Source organism: Pilosibacter sp. NGB245, from assembly GCF_057397225.1.
Genome location: NZ_CM171584.1, coordinates 1,959,674 through 1,977,087, shown reverse-complemented (window position 1 = coordinate 1,977,087; position 17,414 = coordinate 1,959,674). Strand labels below are relative to the sequence as shown.

Genomic DNA, 17,414 nt, shown 5'->3' with positions numbered 1-17,414 from the left:
GATGAAATCTATGAGTGTGAAAGTAAAGGTTTGGGGGGATTACGCTTTATTTTCCCGTCCGGAAATGAAGGTGGAACGCTGCAGCTATGATGTAATCACACCGTCAGCAGCGCGAGGAATTCTCGAAGCAATTTACTGGCATCCAGGTCTTAGATGGGTAATTGACAAGATTTATGTAAACAAGCCAATCCGGTTTACCAGTGTACGGAGAAATGAGGTAAAGAGCAAAGTTTCTGCCAATAATGTATTGCAGGTTTATAATGGTGCAGATAAACTACTGTACATAAATACAAAAGAGGATATTGTCCAAAGGGCTTCGTTGATTCTTTGTGACGTAGAGTATGTGATCGAAGCGCACTTTGAAATGACTGACAAGGCAAATAGCACAGACAATCCAGGCAAGTTCCAGGATATTATGATGCGAAGGCTTAAACGGGGAGAATGTTACCATATGCCATGTTTTGGCTGTCGGGAGTTCCCGGCAAATTTTGCTTTGTGGGAAGAAGAAAAATGTGATTCGTATTATGAAAATGTTCAGGAGAAGGATTTGGGCTTTATGTTATATGATATGGATTATACAGATCCTGATCATATAGAGCCTATGTTTTTCCGCGCAGTCATGAAACATGGCATAATCGATTTAAGAAATTGCGAGGTGATACGGTGATACTTCAGGCACTTGTAAAACAGTATGAAAATCTGGCAGCAGACAATCGTGTGTCTAGAGAAGGTTGGTGTGAAGCAAAAGTATCATATGCAATTGATCTGGCGTCAGATGGCACGGTCAGAGGTTTTATAAACTTAAAAAAGGAAGAAGAACGTGGCAAAAAAAAGGTCTTGGTTCCGGATTTCAGAAATGTTCCCCAGATGGTAACGCGATCTTCAGGAGTAGCGGCAAATTTTCTATGTGATAATTCCAAATATATGTTGGGTCTGGATAAAGATGGAAGCTCAAAACGAATGCTGGATTGTTTTCAGGTTGCGAAAGAAAAGCATTTAAAACTGTTAGGCAGTGTGGAAGGAGAAATGGCATCTGCGATCCGGGCATATTTTGAGAATTGGGATCCTGAGCATTTACCGGAAGATTTAGCCCAAACAGCAATCTGGGAAGAAATCACAGATGGCGGCAATCTGATTTTTATTTTGAATGGGTTGGAAGCTCAAGAAGATGAAGCAATCCGGTCAATGTGGGATCAAATGCAGATATCCGGTACCAAGACAGAAGATGAGGCGATTGGAACTTGCTTAGTTACTGGAGTGAAGACGAAGGTATCTCGAATCCACAGAGCAATCAAAGGTGTTCCCGGAGCACAATCCAGTGGTGCAGCACTGGTATCTTTTAATGCTCCAGCGTTCGAATCATATGGGAAAGAACAAAGCTATAATGCTCCGGTAGGAAAATATGCAGAATTTGCTTATACAACAGCACTGAATTATCTTTTAGCACAGAGAAAATATACATTTCAGTTAGGTGATACGATTGTAATATATTGGGCGGATAACGGACAACAGACCTATCAGGATATTTTTTCGTTTTCTCTTGAGCCAACCATTGATAATCAGGAGACGATATATGAGATTTTCGAATGCATAAAGAAAGACCAGCCTATTGAAATAAAAGACATTAGCTTGGATCCGGATCAAAAATTTTATATTTTAGGTCTTGCACCGAATGCCGCAAGAATTTCCGTTCGCTTTTTCTATCAAAATTCATTTGGAAAGATTTTGGAGCATCTGTCGGAACATTATGAACGAACCAGAATTGTAAAGCCATCATGGGAGACGCAGGAATATATAGGAATACGAGAGATGTTAATGGAAACCGTTAATATGAATTCTCGTGATAAAAATCCTGTCGCTAATATGGCATCTATGGTGTTACAGGCAATACTTGCAGGCGGACGTTATCCGGCGAGCCTTTATACGGACACATTAATTCGAATTCGGGCTGACCAGGGAGATAAAAAAATGACCTGGGGGCGTGCCGCAATTATCAAATCATATCTAATACGAAATACAAATTGGAAGGAAGGAGTGAATTTTATGGGATTAAATAAAAGCTGTAAGGATCCGGCATATTTGCTGGGGCGTTTGTTTGCAGTACTTGAATTTGTTCAGAAGGATGCCAATCCGGGAATTACTTCTACAATTCGTGATAGATATTTTAATTCGGCCTGCGCGACACCAGCATCAGTTTTTCCTATTTTAATTCGACTGAAGAATAGCCATATCAAGAAGCTGGAGCGCGATAATGTGGGAACAAAAGTCTATTATGAAAAACTGTTGACTGAGATTCTTGGCGAAGTGAATAAAATTCCGATGCGCCTGACTTTGGAAGAACAGGGAATGTTTGATTTAGGATATTATCACCAGTTACAGGATAAATATACAAAACGGGAGGATAAGGAATGAGCGAAGTGATTAAAAACAGGTATGAATTTGTAATATTGTTTGATGTAGAAAACGGAAATCCGAACGGAGATCCTGATGCGGGAAATTTGCCGCGCATTGATCCGGAAAGTGGTTTGGGACTTGTTACAGACGTTTGCCTGAAACGTAAAATTCGAAATTATGTGGAAACGGTAAAAGAGGGAGAGAAAGGATACCAGATCTATATCCGAGAAGATGTTCCGTTAAATAGAAGTGACAGGAGAGCCTGTGAGGATCTTGGAATTACGGATACAGATGATAAAAAGGTGACAGAAGGTCTGAAAAAATTAAAGAAGAATGATCCTGAGGCAGATATTAAAATTCGCGATTATATGTGTCAGAACTTTTTTGATATTCGTACTTTTGGTGCGGTCATGACAACATTTATGAAAGCCTCTTTAAATTGTGGACAGGTCAGAGGGCCGGTTCAGATTGGATTCGCGAGAAGCATTGACCCGGTGATCAGCCAAGAGGTTACAATTACAAGAGTAGCAATTACGACTGAAAAAGATGCTGAGGATAAAAAAACAGAAATGGGACGGAAAAGCATCGTGCCATATGGACTTTATAGGGCAGAGGGTTATATATCGGCAAATCTGGCACGAAAGGTGACAGGATTTTCTGAGGAAGATTTGGAACTTTTATGGGAAGCAATTATAAATATGTTTGAAAATGATCATTCGGCCGCAAGAGGAAAAATGGCTGTTCGTGAATTGATCGTATTTAAACATAGTAAAGAATTAGGAGATTGCCCGGCATATAAATTATTTGACGCAGTGGAAGTGACAAGAAAGAATGATGTCATGTATCCGAGAAATTATCGTGATTATGAGGTTACTATTCACGAAGAACAAATACCTGAATCTGTTGAAGTGAAAAGGATGATTGAATGAGTTATTCTGAAGATGACTATTTGATGATATCAGGAATTCAGCATTTCAAATTCTGCAGAAGGCAATGGGCATTTATTCATATTGAGCATCAATGGGCAGAAAATGAGCATACAGTAATCGGTGAATTGATGCACAAAAAAGCACATGATCCATATCTGACGGAGAAAAGAAAGGATGTAATTTATGTACGAGCCCTTCCTGTGCACTCTAAGGAAATGGGTGTGACCGGTGAATGTGATGTCGTTGAGTTTCATAAGTGTGAGGATGGTATAAGTTTGCACGGTCATAGAGGATTGTATTCAATACATCCGATAGAATACAAGAAAGGCAGACCGAAACATACGGAAGAGGATATTTTGCAGCTTACAGCACAAGCAATATGTCTGGAAGAGATGTTTTCGACAGAAATTCCGGAAGGCGCACTTTTTTATGGAGAAACCAGGCGGCGTGAGATCGTCAAGATCACACAGGAACTTCGGACTGAAGTACAGGATATGTTTTTGGAGATGCATCAGTATTATCAAAGAGGATATACGCCAAAATCAAAGTATAGTAAGGCATGCCAGTCGTGTTCCTTAAAAGATATCTGTCTTCCCAAAATGAATCGTTCCGGAAGTGTAAAGGAATATATTTCAAAGAGACTTACGGAGGAAGAAGAATGAAAAAACTGCTGAATACATTGTATGTAACGTCTGAGAACAGCTATCTGGCACTGGATGGTGAAAATGTCGTCATTTATGAGCATCAGGATGAACTCGGTCGGCTGCCTCTGCATAATCTTGAAGGAATTGTCTCATTTGGATATCGCGGTACGAGTCCGGCACTTATGGGTGCATGTGCAGACAGAAATATTTCCCTGTGCTATATAACACCACAGGGAAAATTTCTGGCACGTGTAACGGGAAGAGTTCATGGAAATGTACTTTTACGGGAACAGCAGTATATGAGCAGCAAAACAGAGAAGATAGGGTTGGAGATCGCAAAAAATTGTATAACTGGAAAAGTATACAATGCCCGTTGGGTCATTGAGCGAGCATTGCGAGATCATCCTCTTCAGGTCGATACGGAACGATTGAAAAAAGCTTCATTTCAATTGAAGGAGGCGCTGAGCCGAATTCAGGACAGTATTTCAAGAGAACAGCTTCGGGGATATGAAGGTGAGGCGGCCAGTATATATTTTGGAGTATATGACGAACTGATTTTGCAGCAGAAAAAGGACTTTTTCTTTCATGAACGAAGTAAGCGGCCACCTATGGATAATGTAAATGCGTTGTTGTCGTTTGTGTATACATTATTGACAAATAATATCACGGCGGCATTGGAAAGTGTTGGATTGGATCCGTGTGTTGGATATCTACATACCGATCGTCCGGGAAGAGCATCACTGTCGCTTGATCTGATTGAAGAATTACGCCCTGTAGTAGCAGATCGATTTGTTTTATCCTTGATCAACAAAAAAATCGTAACAGGAAAAGACTTCAAACAGAAAGAAAATAGAGCTGTTTTGATGGATGATGACTGTCGAAAAAAGCTTATAACGGAATGGCAGAAGAAGAAAAAGGAGGTTATTACCCATCCATTTTTGAATGAAAAAATAGAATGGGGAATGGTTCCGTATGCGCAGGCTATGCTTTTAGCACGATATCTACGCGGAGATTTAGATTCCTATCCAACATTTTTATGGAAATGAGGTGAGACATATGTTAGTATTAATTACCTACGATGTAAACACAGAAACAGCAGCAGGGCGTGCGCGTCTTAGGAAAGTTGCCAAGCAGTGTGTAAACTATGGCAGACGCGTACAGAATTCTGTTTTTGAGTGTATCGTAGATAACGCACAATGTATCATGTTAAAATCACTTCTTGCAGACATTATTGATGTCAGCGTTGATAGTCTCCGTTTTTATTACTTGGGAAACAAATATGCAACCAAGGTGGAGCAGATCGGTGTTGACAAGGGAATAGCTGCCGATGATGTGCTGATCGTGTAAAAGCAAGTCTGTGCGAACCAAAAGCACACATAAAAATGCTAAGGGATTCGCACCTAAAAAAATGCACAAAAATTATGAAATACATTGATTATTGGAATAGATAATTCACATTGAATGGAGATTTATGTGCAGTATGTCGAAAGGAAATGTGATGTTTTAGATGAATTTTAGTAATCAATGCTGTCGCCTCCTTCGCGGAGGCGTGGATTGAAATATACTGACGATGGACTGTTTTTCTTTGCGGAAAAAGTCGCCTCCTTCGCGGAGGCGTGGATTGAAATTTTCCTGTCGTGGTGCTGTCTGACTGCCCGGAAGTCGCCTCCTTCGCGGAGGCGTGGATTGAAATATTATGGACTAGCGGAACGCCCGTATTTGGAACGTCGCCTCCTTCGCGGAGGCGTGGATTGAAATCGTTCACACGGAAGGCGTTGAATTTGACGTTTCGTCGCCTCCTTCGCGGAGGCGTGGATTGAAATATTACTTGGTGTCGTTTGTTTATACGGTTTTATGCTGTCGCCTCCTTCGCGGAGGCGTGGATTGAAATCCAAAATCATCCGTCTCCGCTGCCGTCTGGCCTTTGTCGCCTCCTTCGCGGAGGCGTGGATTGAAATTCCATATGAAAACATTGTTATAGATGAAATCCTAGTCGCCTCCTTCGCGGAGGCGTGGATTGAAATCGTAAGCAAAAAGCTTGATGCAGCGATCGAACGGTCGCCTCCTTCGCGGAGGCGTGGATTGAAATTTCTGTTATCGCGAAATTTGCAGAGATCAAGGATAGTCGCCTCCTTCGCGGAGGCGTGGATTGAAATAATTCTGCAAGTGAAGGCCCCGGCGATCGGGCGTTGTCGCCTCCTTCGCGGAGGCGTGGATTGAAATTCAAAAAACGATAACGTCACGATCTCCGGCTGCAGTCGCCTCCTTCGCGGAGGCGTGGATTGAAATCATTGTACCAATGTGGAGAACGCCGTCTTTCCAGTCGCCTCCTTCGCGGAGGCGTGGATTGAAATACATTCACACGGGAAATGACAGCGGAGGTAGAGGTCGCCTCCTTCGCGGAGGCGTGGATTGAAATAGCCACCCCTCCGGCGTGTAAAGTGACAGGTTAGTCGCCTCCTTCGCGGAGGCGTGGATTGAAATTTCTTTATATTAATATTATACGAAATTCCGCCGGGTCGCCTCCTTCGCGGAGGCGTGGATTGAAATCCTCTTTGTCGTCCTCTTCCACGTCGGCATAAAGGTCGCCTCCTTCGCGGAGGCGTGGATTGAAATTCCTCAAGGTTTTCGCCATTTTCCCATTTTTTAGTGTCGCCTCCTTCGCGGAGGCGTGGATTGAAATAAACATATAACAAGGATAGCAAAAAATGGACAACGTCGCCTCCTTCGCGGAGGCGTGGATTGAAATTCTACACAACGCAAAATTATCTGTTTGCTCAGTGTCGCCTCCTTCGCGGAGGCGTGGATTGAAATACGCGATTATCAGCAAAGCAACAATCGATCTTATAGTCGCCTCCTTCGCGGAGGCGTGGATTGAAATCACAAACAGATCAGACAACAGCCAACGAGGAAAAGTCGCCTCCTTCGCGGAGGCGTGGATTGAAATGACGCAGCATCCTGGGAAATATCCATATGTACTGTCGCCTCCTTCGCGGAGGCGTGGATTGAAATACATGCCGAAAGAAGCAGCACGAATATGGCTGCGTCGCCTCCTTCGCGGAGGCGTGGATTGAAATGCAAAAATGAAGAGAATCGCGGAAGCATATGAGGGTCGCCTCCTTCGCAGAGGCGTGGATTGAAATCCAGAGAATGATCATTTATGCATTATTGGGTGGGTCGCCTCCTTCGCGGAGGCGTGGATTGAAATAGTTACGTACCAGATGCAGTTGAAAAAGATAAAGTCGCCTCCCTTGCGGAGGCGTGGATTGAAATTTCCACGGAGATCGTGTCACCTACGATGTAACGAGTCGCCTCCTTCGCGGAGGCGTGGATTGAAATCCGTCCAACGAAAGCCTTATCTCCTGCTTGTTCAACGTCGTCTCCCCGCGGAGGCGTGGATTGAAATATGTGTCACAAATCGTTATCATCTTGCAGAGGTGTGAATCAAAAAATCTATCCCCCCATTGCAATTCTCCGCTATTTTGCGTATACTCATAATATGAGTGGATAGATGCAGCCGCTATGTGTTGGGCATTTTGCCTGCCGTAGTAGAACGGGGCACTATCCACTCTTTTATGCTTATGAACAATCAATAGCCCTCACGCGGACTCCCGCAGCAGCCGGATCAGCTCCTCCATCGCCGGAAGTGTCTGTTTTCCTTTCAGCGTAACGATGGAGTAGCTGGTAGTATCAGCTGGATTTCCGATCCGGAAGCAGCGGACAGGCTTGGGATAGTGGAAATTTTTCATATACTGGTAGAAGTTGAATGCGATCCCATAGCCTTCTGCTGCGAGCTGACAGGCAGATTCAAGATTTTCGAGGAGAAAGACCTGTCCCGGTTCGGCGTGATCGTAAGCGATGGCAAGGTCTGTGTAGTGCCTGGAGGACTGATCCGGCTTTTGCAGGATAAAACGTTCCCCGTTAAATCGTTTGAGATCGATCCTCGGACATGGATCTTTCCGGCTTTTCTTTGCCGCGCCGGTGCACAGTGGGTGCCCGGCGGAGACAACAGCGACCATATAGTCCTCATAGAGAGGGCAGTATTCCAGCAGCGGATGGCTGGAGGATTCGTTGACAATGGCAAAATCAAGCTCTCCGGCAAGCAGGTGCCGGATCATCTGCTCAGTGGATTCTTCATATGGAATCAGCTTTACGTCCGGGTAGCGGGCGGAAAAGACAGGCAGTGCCTTCGCAAGAAGATAAAGTGTTCTTCTGGGATGGATTCCGAAACGGATCGTTCCCGAAGAGCCACCCATGTATTTTTGAAGCGCATTTTCATAATGGGCTTCTATTTTTATCATTTCTTTTGCATGTTCCAAATAGATCTTTCCGGCCTCGGTTGGGACAAACTGTTTCCCGATCCGGTCGAAAAATCTTGTCCCGGTGCGTTCTTCAAGATTTCCTAAAAATATGCTGAGGGCAGGCGGAGAGATATGCAGGGCTTGCGCCGCATCCTTAATTCCCCTGTGTTTTTCAATTTCAAGCATATAGAGCTGTTCCCGCATATCCATGGCGTTTCGCTGGTCCTTTCCCTGAATAAATATTTGCAATTTCGCATAAAAATAAACAATATTAAATAAAACAATAAAAATATTAAACTTGCTTTAATTTTATATCTTGATTATAGTCTAAGAAAGAAAACAAATCAAGGAAGGATTGAAAGTATGAAACCATTAAAAGAAAAAAAGCCTTTTCAGGCGCCGCACACATTTGTGATCCTTGTAGTGCTGATCCTTCTGGCAGTCGCAGCCACTTATGTTGTGCCTGCCGGAGAGTATACCCGGTATACGGATGAGGCGACAAACAGAACCCTCGTGGAAGCAGGGAGCTTCCATTATGTCGAATCTCACCCGGTAAGCTTTTTAACCGTTCCGGCACTGATCTACAGGGCGATCGTAAAGGCGGCAAGCACAGTTACGTTTATCCTTATTATCGGCGGCTCCTTTGAGATCATCACATCCACAGGGATCCTTACAGTTCTCTGCAAGAAGATGGCGAAAGCCTTCCGCGGCCGCGAGTATTTTGTGATCCCTGCATTTCTGCTGTTATTTTCTGTTTTTGGAACAACGATGGGAATGTCTGCGGAGGTCATGATCTTTGTGCCGATCGGAATTGCCCTTGCGGCATCTCTGGGACTTGACAAAGTGACAGGTACCGCAATGATTGCTATGGGCGCCGCATCCGGATTTACAGCCGGAATCCTGAATCCCTTCAATGTCGGTGTTGCTCAGGATATTGCGGAGATCCCGATGTTTTCCGGTATGGGATACCGCATTTTTATTCTCGGAGTTCTTCTGGTGATCGATACGGTCTACATTACCTGGTACGCAAAGCGCGTGAAAGCGGACCCGACAAAGAGTATCATTTACGGAGAGCCTGAGGATCAGGAATTTACTTTCGATGATACAGAAGAAGCGCTGAACCTGACCCATGGTCTGACTTTGGCAGTGATCGTAGCCGGCTTTGCGGTCCTGATCTATGGACTCAGTAAGCTCGGATGGTATTTTGAGGAGATGTCTGCGATCTTTATCGCGATGGGTGTGCTCTGCGGTATCGTGAACCGCTATAGCCCAAACAAGATCGCCGCTACGTTCGGAAACGGAGCGAAGGGAATCGTTGTGGGAGCTCTGATCGTCGGTATTGCCCGCGGTGTTGAGCTTGCATTATCTGACGCGATGATCCTTGACACCATCGTCCATGCAATCGCAAGTATCGTAAACATTCTTCCGCAGTCCTTAAAAGCCATCGGAATGTTCCTTGCACAGTCACTTGTCAACTGTGTGATCACCTCCGGTACCGGACAGGCCGCGGTTACCATGCCGCTTATGGTACCGGTTGCGGATCTGATCGGTATCACGAGACAGACAGCTGTCCTTGCGTTCCAGCTCGGAGACGGATTTTCAAACTCTGTTCTTCCGACATCCTCTGCGCTGATGGGGTATCTCGTCGTTTCGAAGATCCCGTATGTAAAATGGTTAAAATTCATGATGCCGTTATTCCTGATCTGGACATTCTTCGGATGTCTGTTCATGCTTGGGGCACTCATGATCGGCTATTAAGACGGAGGAAAAGAGAAGATGCAGGATTTTGAAGTGAAGGAGCGCTTAAGAGAACATCTGGAGTACCTTTGTTCGTTCGACAAGCTTTCTGGTGAACCCGAGGCGTATCGCGCGGTCGAGTATATTCTTGAGGTATTGGAAAAATCCGGGATCTCCTGCCATGAGGAGGATTTTCCGGCTTATCTGAGCAATCCGGTGAGCAGTGTCCTTATCGCAGATGGTGAGGAGTTCCCCTGCCGTCCAAGGTCTTTCTCGGAGAGCACAAAAGGGAGGATCGAGATCCCGCTGATTTACGATCCTGGAACAAAAACGGAAGTCTCCCTTTCAGAACAGAAACAGTTTATGGAAACGGTTGCCGGAAAGCTTGTCCTCGGGTACGGATTTGATGAGCGTTACGCAAAATTGCTGGAGCAGCATGGAGCGGCCGGGTGGATCCAGATCTGGACCTCCGACGAGGATGCGGTCCATGAGGACACGGTAAGTCCTGTCTGGGGAACTCCGGATATGGACTCATCTCTGTTCCAGTTACGGATGCCGGTGGTCGCCGTCTCAAAGCCCTGCGGGGAGAAACTGATCCGGAAGCTGAAAACATATGAGGCAGAAGGAAAACAGCTTTTTGCGCAGCTTTCCAGCGAGGTGGACACATGCGTAAAAAACGTCGCGCTGCCGATCGCCGAGATCCCGGGAAAGAGCAGGGATTTTGTCCTGCTCTCCGGTCACTATGATACCTGGTATCGTGGCGCTTTTGACAACTGCACGGCAAATGCGCTGGCTCTGGAGCTTGCTCGTTATATGAAAGAACATCAGGATGAGATGCTCTATTCCCTGCGGATCGCCTGGTGGCCGGGACATTCCAACGGGCGCTATATGGGATCCACCTGGTATTGTGATCACCACTGGGATGAGCTTGAGGAGCACTGCATCGCTCACCTGAATCTTGATCTTCTGGGATCAAAAGGAGCAGACCATACGCTTGCGATCCGGACAGCGGGGCTTGAGGGCGAGGAATGGCTGAAAGAGCAGGTGCGGAAGGTAGATCCGGCGGCGGAAATGATGTTTGGGCGTATCGGGCGGGGAGCGGACCAGTCGCTCTGGGGCGCAGAGATCCCATATCACATCAATCCCCGTTATGAGGCGAAAAAAGAACGAAAACACTCGGATGCTCCGGGCCCCGGCGTGTACTGGTGGCATACGATTGATGATACCTTTGACAAGATCGATCTTGACGGGCTTTTGCGGGATGGGAGAGTCGTGGGCGTTCTGCTGTATGAACTCCTCTCGAAGGAGAAGCTTCCTGCCGATTATCGCGGCTATGCAAAAACCTGGCTTCCATACTTTGAGACGTTAAAAAATTCAGAGGAGCATGAACAGGCGGCGGATGAGATCGAAACACTTCTAAAAGAGGTTCTGGATCGTTGTGAAACGCTTGAACATATATGGGGAACGGAGAAGATCGAAGAACATAACCGCCTTTGCCGTCTCGTCGGAGGAGTTTTCAGCCGTCTTATGCACTCCACAGGCTCCGCGTATGAACAGGATACTTCTTTTGCATATGGTCCGCTGCAGCTTCTTAAAGCTTCCGCGAAGGCGCTCCCTGAAAACAGTCCCGCGGATTGGAGCCTGTTCTATCAGACAACATTCGTGAGACAGAGAAACCGGATGGTGACGGAGCTTAGAAAACTGCTGAAAGAGATCGATCTGGAATTCAGGAATGGATCGGATCGCTTTGGATCTTCACGAAATTGTGACAGGAGAATGGAGATATGAAGAAAGAAACAATAAAGCAGGCCGTTGCGCCTTACATGGCAGAGCTTACCAAAATGGCAGACAGGATTTATGACCTGGCTGAGCCGGGGCTTGAGGAAGTCCGCTCCAGTGCGATCCTTACAGATTATCTGGAGAAAAAGGGATTTCAGATCGAGCGTGGGATCGCGGGTCTTCCGACCGCTTTCCGTGCTGTCTATGAACAGGGAAACGGAGGACCTTCCTTTGGATTCCTGGCAGAGTACGACGCACTGAAAGGGATCGGTCATGCCTGCGGTCATCACATGCAGGGACCGTCTGTGATCGGAGCTGCTCTGGCACTTCGGGATCTCTGTAAGGATCAGCCCTATAAGATCGTGATCTACGGGACACCAGCGGAGGAGACGGTCGGCGGAAAGATCATTATGAAGGAGAAAGGATGCTTTCAGGATATTGATCTTGCGCTCATGATGCATGCAGCTCCCAATACCTGCGTCGATGTCCGCTGTATGGCACTTGAGTGCTTTTATGTTACCTTTCATGGGGTAGAGGCCCATGCCGCCATGAGCCCGCACAAAGGGAAGAGCGCCTTTGATGCCGCGCTTCTTTCTTTTCAGGGGATCGAGTTTATGAGGGAACATGTTCTTGAGGATTCCAGAATGCATTATACGGTCCTTGATGCCGGCGGTCCATCGAACATCGTTCCCGGGACGGCAAAGGCAGAGTATACACTTCGCTCTTATAGTACGGATTACTTGGAGAAGGTCATCGTTCCGAGATTTCAGGACATCATAAAGGGTGCGTGCCTGATGACGGGAACGACCTGTGAGACAGAGAGAAGTTACCCGTTTCAGGCAAAGATCCCGTGCCTGACCCTGAATGACCTGATCATGGAAAATGCAAGAAAATTTGAGGCACCACAGCTCGCCGGACCGCGTGAAAAGACGGGCTCCACGGACTTTGGAAATGTTATGTATGATGTGCCCGGATGCTGCATCCGCACAGCGTTTGTGCCAGAGGGTACCGCGGCGCATTCGCAGGAATATCTCGATGCGGGAAAGACGGAGCGGGCTCATGAAGCGATCCGGTCCGGTTCGGAGATCCTTGCGGGAACATGCATCGACATGATTGAAAGACCAGAGCTTTTGGAACAGATCAAAGAGGAATTTCGGAAGCGGAAACAGGAAGAAACCGCAAAAATATGACAAAATTGTCATTTTCCAGTCATGAACAATTAAACTGCTGTCTGTAAAATATGAATCTGTAAGGAATTTAACAAATATCCAGAAAGGAAGATGATTATGACAGCAGCTATTGGTTTTCTGATGATCATCGCGATCGTAGCACTGCTCTTAAAGGGCAAAATGTCTCCGATCGTGGTACTGGCGGTGATTCCGGTCATTGCAGCCCTGATCCTTGGCTTCTCCCCGGTAGAGGTCATGGACTTCATTGCGGATGGAATCAAAACCACCACAAGCAATGGTATCTTATTTATCTTTTCAGTAATTTATTTTGGTGTTCTGGCAGACACCGGACTCTTTGATGTTATCGTAGGCTGGCTGGTAAAAAAAGCCGGAAACAATGTAATTGCGGTCACTGTAGTTACAGCGCTGATCGCAACGATCGCTCATCTGGACGGTACTACGGCTGTCACCGTTCTCATTACGATCCCGGCAATGTACCCGGTATATAAGAAGATGAACATTGACTCCCGTATTCTTCTCTGCCTGACAGGTGCCTGCATGGGTGTTATGAACCTGCTTCCGTGGGGCGGTCCGACAGCGAGAGCGGCTACGGTACTCGCTATGGATGCCACTGAGTTATGGCACATGCTGATCCCGCTTCAGGTTGTCGGCCTGATGATGAACATCATTCTTGCTGTACTCCTCGGCATGTTTGCGATCAGGCATGGTGCCGGCGCTGGAAAGGGCGTAGAGGTGGAGTCTGATGAGAAAGCGAAGAAAGAGGCGGCTGATTTAAGAAAATCCAACGCTTACCTGATCTTCAACTTCTTACTTACAGTAGGTGTGATTGCCCTGTTATCCACAGGTATCGGTAAATCCTATGTAATCTTCATGCTTGGTCTCTGCATCCTTCTGGCTGTCAACTACCCGAACCAGAAGACTCAGGACAAGCTGATCAAGAAGCATGCTCCGGCAGCCCTGATCATTTCCGCAACACTGTTTGCCGCAGGTGCTATGGTAGGTGTCTTCGACGGAACCGGTATGCTGGAAGCAATGGCAAATGCGATCATGGCGATCATTCCGGCAGCTCTCGGAAAGTACGTTCACATCATCTTTGGTATTCTTGCGCTTCCGCTTGGTCTCTGCGTTGGAACAGACGCATACTTCTATGGCATCATGCCGTTAGTTATGCAGGTAGGCGAGACCTATGGCGTGGCTTCCCTGAATACTGCTCTGACCATGCTGATCGGTAAGAACCTCGCGTTAATGGTAAGCCCGTTAGTACCGGCAACTTACCTTGCGATCGGTCTGACCGGAACAGAGCTGAAAGATCATATGAAATTCAGCATTCCGCCGTACTACATTATCAGCCTTATCATGCTGGTATTCGGTGTGATTCTTGGCATTGTTGCCATCTAAATGATACATAACGAATGAAAACCCTGTTCTGCAGTACGGATCTTGTACCGCAGAACAGGATTTTTTGCTATAATGAAAGAAAAATGATGCAGGAGAAAGTTTATGAATACAGAAAAAATCCTACTGGTGGACGATGAGCGGGCGATCCGGCTGGCTGTGCGGACCGCCCTGACCCGTGAAGGAATGCAGGTGACGGAGGCAGCCGATGGAAGCGAGGCTCTGGAACTTTTAAAGAAACAACAGTTCCATCTGGTGATCCTGGACGTAATGATGGAACATGTGGGTGGTTATGATGTGCTGCAGGCAATGCGCGCCGCGGGAGACCACACGCCGGTCATGATGCTGTCGGGAAAATCCGATGAGATGGATCAGGTGCTGGGGCTGGGCTTTGGCGCGGACAGTTATCTGACAAAGCCGTTTCATACTGCGATCCTGATCCAGACAGCAAAGGCACTGATCCGCAGAAGTCAGATCTACAGCCAGGGGGCATCCGGAGACGCTGGGATCCGCAAGGGCCCGTTTACGGTAGATACCTTAAAGATGGAGTGCCTGAAAAACGGTGAGCCGTTAAATTTTACTGCCAGAGAGATGACCTTGTTCCGGTTCCTGATGGAGCATCCGGGACAGGTGTTTACGAAGGAACAGCTTTATACTCAGGTGTGGAATGAGGCAGTGGTGGATGACAATACCATCACCGTCTATGTGAAACGGATCCGGAACAAGATCGAGGATGACCCGAAGCAGCCCCGGTATCTGAAGACGGTGCGCGGAATTGGATATATGCTGAATGTATAGGGATAAAAAATGGAAGAATTTTTAAATAAAAAGAAATTAAGACTGGTGGCGGTCTGTCTGTTGATCATTTTATCAGTGATTGTGGTATTTGCAGGTTCCCGGCTTTACAGTCAGTACCGGGAGCAGGTGATCCGGACGGAGGAAAGCCAGCTTTTAACCATGGCGGGAATCGTCGGAAATAACCTCAATTCCTACATGGAACAACAGCTGGAGGAGATTGACCTGTTTTATTCCCGGGAAGGAATGCCGGAAAATGTCTGGGCGGAGTCTGGCGGAATCAATGCGAGGACAGCCTACTTTTTAAAGGAAAATGCAGGGATCTATAACTGGATTACTGTGACGGAACCGGATGGAACAAAATTCCGGTATGAACCGGGGAAAAAGACATTTCAGGAATCTGCGGACGGAGAAGTGAAAATAGTGGATTCCCAGAACGGAAATCATCCTGCAGAGATCACGGGAAAAGAAATATCAGATCAGACGGGATGGTATGAGCTTTATATTGAGAAGAATGTCCCTGTCGGATCTGAGGTCTATATGCTCACATTTGCCATGGACCTTGGAGCGCTGTATGAGAAGATCGTCGCGCCGGTAAAGATCGGAGAAGCCGGATATTCCAGCGTCAAAGACCAGAATATGAACATCATCATGCATCATGTAAAGAACCAGATCGGTCTTAAAGCGGTAGATGGACGTATTGAGAGGTATCCATATCTTGACATGAGCAGCCTGAATGCCTGGATCATGAGGCAGGAAAATGAGAACTCCGGAACCGGTGTGATCGATACATATGTCTGGGATGATCCTGGATTAAAAAAAGTCCGCCGCGTCGTTGCATTTCAGGCGATCTCGATCCAGGGAGAACGCTGGATTGTCAATTCCACACTGCCGGTTCATGAACTTTCGGGACCGCTTGAGAGCATGATGGCCATGCTGACCGGCGTGATGGTCCTGTATATGATGATCCTTGTGGTGATCATGGTGTTTTTCCTGAGGAACCGTTTTCTGGCGGAATCCCAGCAGAAGGAGATCGCATATTTAAAGGAGATCAATCGCGGAATGGAGATGCTGGTCCAGAAGAACAACGAGATCCGGCATTACCAGCGGATCCAGTCTCTGGGAATGATGGCGAGCCACATTGCACATGAATTCAACAATTATCTGACACCGGTGCTGATCTATGCGGAGCTTCTTGAGAATGATGAATCCATTTCTTCCGAGAATCAGGAGATGATCCATGAGATCACGAAGTCGGTGGATCAGGCATCGAATCTGTCAAAAGAACTGCTCGCCTTTTCCAGACAGGATACCGGTGTGCGGCTGGAACCACTGAACTTTACGGAAGAAGTCAGGAATGCGGTATCCATCGTGCGGCAGCTTGCCCCGGCGGCGATCACGTTGAAAACAGAGATTGCGGAGGAACCGCTATATGTGTTAGGACGCAGACGGATGGCGGAGCACATTTTGATGAATCTCTGCAAAAACGCGTTTCAGGCTATGGAAAAGACCGAGAGAAAGGAGTTGTGGATCCGGTTGACGGCAAAAGGGAACGATGCGATCCGCCTGCAGGTATCTGATACCGGCTGCGGAATCGGAGATGATGCCATGCAGAAGATCTTTGAACCGTTCTACACAACAAAAGGATCGAGACAGGGTACCGGACTCGGTCTTTCGGTGGTTCGGAATATGGTGACATCGGTCGGTGGAACGATCTGTATAGAGAGCAAAGCGGGTGAGGGAACAACATTTGTCATTGAGATCCCGCAGAGCGGCCAGGAAGTGGAAGCTGACGGCCGGAAACGGCTGAAGCATGTACAAAAGATCGCCATTGTATCCGGCGAAGAATCTGCAAAGACCTGGAAAGCGGCCGCATCTCACAGCCGGAAGACAGTGGATCTATATGCACACCCGGCGGCCCTTATCGACCGGGTCCAGAAAGATCCGTCAGCCTATGATCTTCTGATCGCGGAGTACACACTGCCGACCATGAACGGAATCGAACTGTGTGAGGTAGTTCGCCGCATCAATCCGGAGATTCGTCTGATCCTGATCGCGGAACAGGGAGGAGCCGATTTCGAATGGTACCTGAACAACGGCATGATCGACCGGTTTATGCTGAAAGATGAGTTTGCGGAGGAATTTGCGGAGATGTTTGAGGGGTAAACCGAGAATAATCCCTTGCGGAAAACAGGAAAATAACGTATAATGATGCGGATTGACTACGTTTCTGCGGGTTCGTGTGTCCGC

Annotated in this window: 13 protein-coding genes and 1 CRISPR repeat array; of the genes, 12 read left to right on the top strand and 1 reads right to left on the bottom strand. The window is 46.9% G+C overall.

Annotated features, from left to right (window positions below; all coding sequences use genetic code 11):
- The first annotated feature begins 10 nt into the window (after window positions 1-10).
- From cas5c to cas2, 6 genes are read left to right on the top strand one after another with little or no spacing between them, the layout of a single operon-like run.
- Window positions 11-667, top strand: coding sequence for a type I-C CRISPR-associated protein Cas5c (gene cas5c, locus ACXMYH_RS08855; RefSeq protein WP_486554716.1), 657 nt, complete (start codon window positions 11-13; stop codon window positions 665-667).
- Entirely contained in the window at window positions 664-2,412 is a 1,749-nt protein-coding gene (gene cas8c / locus ACXMYH_RS08850; RefSeq protein ID WP_486554715.1) for a type I-C CRISPR-associated protein Cas8c/Csd1, read from the top strand. Before cas5c ends, cas8c begins: the two co-directional genes overlap by 4 nt.
- The gene (gene cas7c / locus ACXMYH_RS08845; RefSeq protein WP_486554714.1) at window positions 2,409-3,323 is read left to right on the top strand and encodes a type I-C CRISPR-associated protein Cas7/Csd2; all 915 of its coding nucleotides are present in this window, start codon (window positions 2,409-2,411) and stop codon (window positions 3,321-3,323) included. The genes cas8c and cas7c overlap by 4 nt, the downstream gene beginning before the upstream one ends.
- Window positions 3,320-3,985, top strand: a complete 666-nt coding sequence (gene cas4 / locus ACXMYH_RS08840) for a CRISPR-associated protein Cas4 (protein ID WP_486554713.1) — start codon at window positions 3,320-3,322, stop codon at window positions 3,983-3,985. Before cas7c ends, cas4 begins: the two co-directional genes overlap by 4 nt.
- Window positions 3,982-5,013 carry a type I-C CRISPR-associated endonuclease Cas1c gene (gene cas1c, locus ACXMYH_RS08835; protein WP_486554712.1) on the top strand — a complete coding sequence of 344 codons (1,032 nt, stop codon included), beginning with the start codon at window positions 3,982-3,984 and terminating at the stop codon, window positions 5,011-5,013. Before cas4 ends, cas1c begins: the two co-directional genes overlap by 4 nt.
- 10 nt (window positions 5,014-5,023) lie before the next feature.
- The gene (cas2, locus tag ACXMYH_RS08830) at window positions 5,024-5,314 is read left to right on the top strand and encodes a CRISPR-associated endonuclease Cas2 (protein ID WP_117567102.1); all 291 of its coding nucleotides are present in this window, start codon (window positions 5,024-5,026) and stop codon (window positions 5,312-5,314) included.
- 182 nt (window positions 5,315-5,496) lie between these two features.
- Window positions 5,497-7,306: direct repeats of the CRISPR family, unit length 32 nt; unit sequence GTCGCCTCCTTCGCGGAGGCGTGGATTGAAAT.
- A gap of 260 nt (window positions 7,307-7,566) precedes the next feature.
- Here the strand turns inward: cas2 and ACXMYH_RS08825 are convergent.
- Complete coding sequence (locus ACXMYH_RS08825) at window positions 7,567-8,454, bottom strand: LysR family transcriptional regulator (RefSeq protein WP_486554711.1); 888 nt, start codon at window positions 8,452-8,454, stop codon at window positions 7,567-7,569.
- 177 nt (window positions 8,455-8,631) lie between these two features.
- Between ACXMYH_RS08825 and ACXMYH_RS08820 the strand changes: the two genes are divergently transcribed.
- From ACXMYH_RS08820 to ACXMYH_RS08795, 6 genes are all read left to right on the top strand, one after another.
- Window positions 8,632-10,026, top strand: coding sequence for a YfcC family protein (locus tag ACXMYH_RS08820; RefSeq protein ID WP_015554462.1), 1,395 nt, complete (start codon window positions 8,632-8,634; stop codon window positions 10,024-10,026).
- Between the two features lie 18 nt (window positions 10,027-10,044).
- On the top strand, window positions 10,045-11,793 hold the full coding sequence (locus ACXMYH_RS08815) for a M28 family peptidase (protein ID WP_486554710.1): 1,749 nt from the start codon (window positions 10,045-10,047) through the stop codon (window positions 11,791-11,793).
- Window positions 11,790-12,974, top strand: coding sequence for a M20 family metallopeptidase (locus tag ACXMYH_RS08810; protein WP_015554464.1), 1,185 nt, complete (start codon window positions 11,790-11,792; stop codon window positions 12,972-12,974). Before ACXMYH_RS08815 ends, ACXMYH_RS08810 begins: the two co-directional genes overlap by 4 nt.
- Before the next feature lie 96 nt (window positions 12,975-13,070).
- Window positions 13,071-14,372 carry a CitMHS family transporter gene (locus ACXMYH_RS08805; protein WP_486554709.1) on the top strand — a complete coding sequence of 434 codons (1,302 nt, stop codon included), beginning with the start codon at window positions 13,071-13,073 and terminating at the stop codon, window positions 14,370-14,372.
- 102 nt (window positions 14,373-14,474) lie between these two features.
- Window positions 14,475-15,167 carry a response regulator transcription factor gene (locus ACXMYH_RS08800; RefSeq protein ID WP_117483142.1) on the top strand — a complete coding sequence of 231 codons (693 nt, stop codon included), beginning with the start codon at window positions 14,475-14,477 and terminating at the stop codon, window positions 15,165-15,167.
- Between the two features lie 9 nt (window positions 15,168-15,176).
- Window positions 15,177-17,330 (top strand): ATP-binding protein, encoded by a 2,154-nt coding sequence (locus tag ACXMYH_RS08795; RefSeq protein ID WP_486554708.1) that lies wholly within the window; start codon window positions 15,177-15,179, stop codon window positions 17,328-17,330.
- The last annotated feature ends 84 nt before the right edge of the window (window positions 17,331-17,414 follow it).